This is a genomic window from Intrasporangium sp. (assembly GCF_030452765.1).
Taxonomy (GTDB): domain Bacteria; phylum Actinomycetota; class Actinomycetes; order Actinomycetales; family Dermatophilaceae; genus Intrasporangium_A.
The window spans coordinates 1-5,120 of record NZ_JAKDLO010000252.1 but is presented as its reverse complement, the minus strand read 5'-3'; the positions used below and the strand labels follow the sequence as shown (position 1 = coordinate 5,120).

6 protein-coding genes are annotated in these 5,120 nt (G+C 70.9%); 2 read left to right on the top strand and 4 right to left on the bottom strand.

What is annotated here, in order from left to right:
• From L0H79_RS20610 to L0H79_RS20600, 3 genes are all read right to left on the bottom strand, one after another.
• Nucleotides 1–274: hypothetical protein (locus tag L0H79_RS20610; protein ID WP_301486513.1), on the bottom strand; the 274-nt coding region annotated here is incomplete at its 3' end.
• Between the two features lie 155 nt (nucleotides 275–429).
• Entirely contained in the window at nucleotides 430–1,233 is an 804-nt protein-coding gene (locus tag L0H79_RS20605; protein WP_301486512.1) for an ABC transporter permease, read from the bottom strand.
• Nucleotides 1,230–2,243: an ABC transporter ATP-binding protein gene (locus L0H79_RS20600; RefSeq protein WP_301486511.1), complete on the bottom strand. Its 1,014-nt coding sequence runs from the start codon at nucleotides 2,241–2,243 to the stop codon at nucleotides 1,230–1,232. The genes L0H79_RS20605 and L0H79_RS20600 overlap by 4 nt, the downstream gene beginning before the upstream one ends.
• A 79-nt stretch (nucleotides 2,244–2,322) precedes the next feature.
• Between L0H79_RS20600 and L0H79_RS20595 the strand changes: the two genes are divergently transcribed.
• A complete protein-coding gene (locus tag L0H79_RS20595) occupies nucleotides 2,323–3,717 on the top strand; it encodes a hemolysin family protein (protein WP_301486510.1) in 1,395 nt (464 codons plus the stop codon).
• On the top strand, nucleotides 3,714–4,751 hold the full coding sequence (locus L0H79_RS20590) for a hemolysin family protein (protein ID WP_301486509.1): 1,038 nt from the start codon (nucleotides 3,714–3,716) through the stop codon (nucleotides 4,749–4,751). The genes L0H79_RS20595 and L0H79_RS20590 overlap by 4 nt, the downstream gene beginning before the upstream one ends.
• Nucleotides 4,752–4,843: 92 nt before the next feature.
• Here the strand turns inward: L0H79_RS20590 and L0H79_RS20585 are convergent.
• Nucleotides 4,844–5,120, bottom strand: a 277-nt coding sequence (locus tag L0H79_RS20585) for a hypothetical protein (protein ID WP_301486508.1), incomplete at its 5' end; no start/stop codon positions are given.

Genomic DNA, 5,120 nt, shown 5'->3' with positions numbered 1-5,120 from the left:
CGGCAGCGGTGGCCGGGGCAGGCTGAGGCGCGGTCGCGGCGGGGGACGGAGCGGAGGTAGGCGCAGGCGCGGCGGCCGGAGCCGGCCGCTCCGGGGCGACCGTGCCGTTGCCGCCGCCGACGGTGCGGTCGGGCTGGTAGTCCTCGAAGAAGCTCCACCAGGCCCGGTCGACGGAGTTCTTGTCCGACAGGTACTGCTGGTACAGCTCGTCGACGAGCCATTCGTTCGGCCCGAATGCTGCCATCGGGTCGTTGGACGTGGGCTGCTCGGACACGGTGAATGCGCCTCTTTCATGGCCTCTTGGCGGATACGGTGCCAGCCTAGCCCGCTGGGGCTGGACCCGCCGACTCCCGCGCACGGGTGACGCGACGGTCGGCAGCGGCGTCGGGGCCGAATGGCCGGGGCGGTCGGCGCGGCAGCCCGCCGAGGTCAGGAGATGTCCGCGCGCACGGTCCGCCAGGTGCCGACGCCGGCCATGACGGCGGCATACGCCGCGAGCACCAGCGCCCCCGCCCACCAGCTGAGCTGGGCCACGGCCTCGCCGTCGAAGCCGCTGCTCACGGTGCCGAGCGTGGCACTGGTCGCCTGGCTCGGCAGGTACGGGGTGATGTGCTGACCCCACGAGGGGATGGCGAGCACCACGCCGAGGATCGGCTCGACGATCCAGGCCACCCCGATCGAGATGAGCAGCGCGGCGACCTGGTTCGGGATGAGGATGCCGGCACCCAGGCCGATGAGGGCCCACAACCCGAGGACGAGCAGGGAGAGCGCGAGCGTCCGCCAGATCGACGGGTCGCCGAAGGCGCTGTGCCCGCGGGCGGTAAGGATGATGGTGCCGGCCACGACCGAGCCGAGCAGGGAGACGATCCCGTACATGGCCCCGACGCCGAGCAGCGTGACGACCTTGGCGCCCATGACGCGACCACGCCGAGGTGTCCCGAGGAACGTCGAGGTGATCGTCTCGTGCCGGTACTCCGAGCCGATCATCATGATCCCGACCGCGAGGGTCAGCAGGTACCCGACCTGGATACCGCTGGTGAAGACCATCTTCGCGAGGGCGGCGTCGGTTCGTGCATACACCGGCGGCGTCTCGCCGGACATCGCGCTGCTGGTGAAGATGAGCCCGATGATCATCGCGAACGCGGCCCCGCTGAGGAACACGGCGATGGCCATGCCCCACCAGAGACGGGTCGTGAAGAACTTGCGGAACTCCGACCGGATCACCGCGCTCACCGGCCCACCTCCTCGGTCGGTGCGGTGGTCGACACCGGTGACCCCGTGGGCGACGGGAGCGCTCGGGGCGCCGACTCGCCCATCCCGCCCCGGTTGCGGTTGCGGTGCTCGTCCGACTCGGTCAGGTTGAAGAAGAGCTCCTCCAGTCGGGTCTGCTCGGTGCGCAGCTCGTGGATCGGCACGCCGGCCGCCAGGGCGATGTCGCCGATCCGGTCGAGGTCGCCACTGTGGACCGTGAGGCCCTCGTCGCGGGCCCCGCTGTCGATACCCTCTCGTCGCAGGGCCTCCATCAGTCCGGGGATGTCGGACGAGCGGACGTATGCCGCCGAGTCCCCGTGCAGGTCCGCGATCCTCCCCTCCGCGACACGCCGGCCGTTGGCGATGATGACGATGTCGTCGACGGTCTGCTCCACCTCCGAGAGCATGTGGCTCGAGATGAGCAGGGTGCGGCCCTCGCTGGAGAGGTGGCGCAGGAAACCACGCAGCCATCTGATGCCCTCCGGGTCGAGCCCGTTGGCCGGCTCGTCGAGGATGATGACCCGAGGGTCGCCGAGCAGCGCGCTGGCCAGACCCAGCCGTTGCCGCATCCCCATCGAGTAGCCGCCGGCCCGCTGGCGTGCGGCAGCCGGGATGCCGACGAGCTCGAGGAGCTCGTCGACCCGGCGGTCGGGGACCTTCGCCACCGCGGCGAGGACCCTGAGGTGGTCGCGCCCGGTGCGCCCGGGGTGGAAGTTGGTCGCCTCGAGGGCCGAGCCGACGACGGTCAGCGGGTCGGCGATGTCGCGGTACCGGCGGCCGTCGATGGTGGCCGTGCCGGCGCTCGGACGGATCAGCCCGAGCAGCATCCGCAGCGTCGTCGTCTTGCCGCTGCCGTTGGGGCCCAGGAAGCCGGTGATCCGACCGGGCTGCACGGTGAGGTCGAGCCGGTCCACAGCGGTGAACGTCCCGAAGCGCTTCGTCAGTCCACGGATCTCGATCCTGCCCGCGCCGCGCTCGGGTGCCGCCGTCATGCGTCGTCTCCTCCTCGATGCTGCGGGCCCATCGAACCACACGCCGCACGAGAGCTGGGCTCCATATAGTGGGGAGACTATGACCGAGTGGCTCCTGGTGCTGGGCGCCGTCGTGCTGACAGCCGGCACCGCACTCTTCGTCGCCGCGGAGTTCAGCCTCGTCGCGCTCGACCGCCCGGCCGTGCAACGGGCGATCGACGAGGGAGACAGCGGAGCGCGCGTCGTGCTCAGGTCCCTCAAGCAGCTCTCGACGCAGCTGTCGGCCGCCCAGGTCGGGATCACCCTCACGACCTTGGTGGTCGGCTACCTCGCTCAACCCTCGATAGGCGCGCTGCTTGCCGGCCCGCTGGGCTCTGCGGGCCTGCCGAGGGGGGCCGCCGTCGCCGTCTCGAGCGCAGCCGCGCTCGTCCTGATCACGGCCTTCTCCATGGTCTGCGGGGAGCTGCTCCCGCAGTTCCTCGGCATCTCGGCGCCGCTCGCGACCGCGAAGGTCGTCGCTCTGCCCGTACGCTTCTTCGCAGGCCTGTTCAGGCCCCTCGTCCTGCTGCTCAACGGCTCGGCCAACCGGGCCCTGCGCGCGATGGGGATCGAGCCCCAGGAGGAGCTGTCGGCCGCCCGGACCCCGCAGGAGCTGACGAGTCTCGTCCAGCGGTCTGCCGAGGCCGGCACGCTCGACGTGACGACCGCTCGGATGCTGACCCGGTCGCTCGGCTTCGGGGAGCGATCCGCGGACGACGTCATGACCCCTCGGGTCCGCTGCACGGGGATCCACCGCGACGAGTCGGCCGAGGACGTACTGCGCCTGTCTCGCCGCACCGGACACTCGCGCTTCCCTGTTCTCGGCAACGACTGGGACGACATCGACGGCGTCGTCCACGTCAAGAAGGCGATGGCCGTTCCGCACGAGCGTCGCAAGGACGTACCCGTGTCGGCTCTCATGTCCGAGCGTCTCGTCGTGCCGGAGACGATCCGCCTCGACCCGCTCCTGCGCCAGCTGCGTGAGGGAGGCTTCCAGATGGCGGTCGTCGTCGACGAGTACGGGGGCACCTCAGGGGTGGTGACCCTCGAGGACGTCGTCGAGGAGATCGTCGGCGAGGTCGCCGACGAGCACGACCGCGCGCGGCAGGGCGGACGGGCCCTGCTCGACGGCTCGTGGACGGTGCCCGGGCTGTGGCGCCCCGACGAGGTGCGAGACGCTTTCGACGCGGACGTCCCGGACGGGCCCGAGTACGAGACCATGGGCGGCTTCGTGATGGCGCGGCTCGGCCGGATCCCCGTCGTCGGTGACATCGTTGCTATACCCGGGTGGCACGTCACAGTCGGGGCGATGGCGGGTCGCCGCATCGACCGGCTCCGGTTCGTGCCCGACCCCGAGTCCCTACCCGAACCCTCCGAACCCGAGCAGGTGGTACCCGATCGCGAGCCCGCCGATGACACGCGCACGCGCGCGGAGCGGCCTGGGGAGGGAGCGTGACGACCGGCCTCGCGCTCGGCATCTCCGTCCTGCTGCTGCTGGGCAACGCCTTCTTCGTCGGCGCCGAGTTCGCGGCCATGGCCGTGCGCCGGTCGTCCCTCGAACCGCTCGCCGAGGCGGGGAGCAAGCGGGCCGCCACGTCGCTGGTCGCCCTCGAGAGGCTCGGCTCGATGCTCGTCACCGCCCAGCTGGGCATCACGGTCTGCTCGGTCGGCCTCGGTGCCCTTGCGGAGGCGGCGCTGCACCACCTGCTCGAGCCCCCGTTGCACATCGCCGGGCTGCCCGAGGTCTGGGCGGGGGGCCTTGCGCTCGCCTTCGCCCTGCTCATCGTGTCCTACCTGCACGTGGTCGTCGGTGAGATGATCCCGAAGAACATCGCCATCGCCGGCCCAGACCGGATGGCGCTGCTGCTGGTGCCAGCGCTGCACGTCCTGTCCAACCTGCTCCGCCCCGTGGTCCGAGCGATGGAACGCACCGCCAAGTCCCTGGTCCGGCTCTTCGGGGTGGACCCGAAGGACGAGATCACCTCCGTCTTCACCGTCGAGGAGGTGGCTGCGATCGTCAGTGAGTCCCGTCAGGAGGGCCTCATCGAGGAGGCGCGGCACGGGCTCGTCGCCAAGACGCTCGAGTTCTCGGACAAGACGGCAGGCGATGTCGCGGTCGCCACGCGACAGCTCGTGTGCGTCGCCCTCGGCGCGACACCCGACGACATCGAGCACCTCGTCGCGAGACACGGGTTCTCGCGCTACCCGGTCGAGGATGTCTCCGGCGAGGTGGCCGGCTACCTGCACCTGAAGGACATCCTCTACGCCGACGACGAACGGCATGAGCAACCGATCCCACCAAAGCGGATCCGGCGGCTCGCGACTGTCCGCGGCGAGGACGAGATCGAGCAGGTGCTGGCGACGATGCAGCTGACCGGAGCACACCTGGCTCGCGTCGTGGACGAGCACGGCGCAGTGTCCGGGGTCGTCTTCCTCGAGGACGTCATCGAGGAGCTCGTGGGTGAGGTCACCGACACGACACAGCGCTGACGCGGCGGTCCCGGCGTGAGCGGCATAAGTCCCCGGGATTCCCCGCACCCCGCCCCCCTTCCCTGTCCTCCCCGCGCGGCGCTCTCTTGTGGTCAGAGCCCGGCGCACTCGCCGCGCTTGGCCCCCGTGACCTGGTTCGTCGGCGGCACGTTGGCCGGGTTCTCCGTCGCGTCGCCGATCTGCGCCGCTGGCGTGTTCCCGAAACAGGAGAGGCTTCCGACGATGCGGTTGGCCACGATCTCGTTCGAGTCGGGGCCCTGCGGCCAGGCCAGGTTCGCCGACATGTGCGACCACGTGACCGACCCGACGATGGTGTTGCGCAGCAGCCCCGCCCAGCAGCCCGCCCAGCCTCGGGCCGTCAGCCCTCCG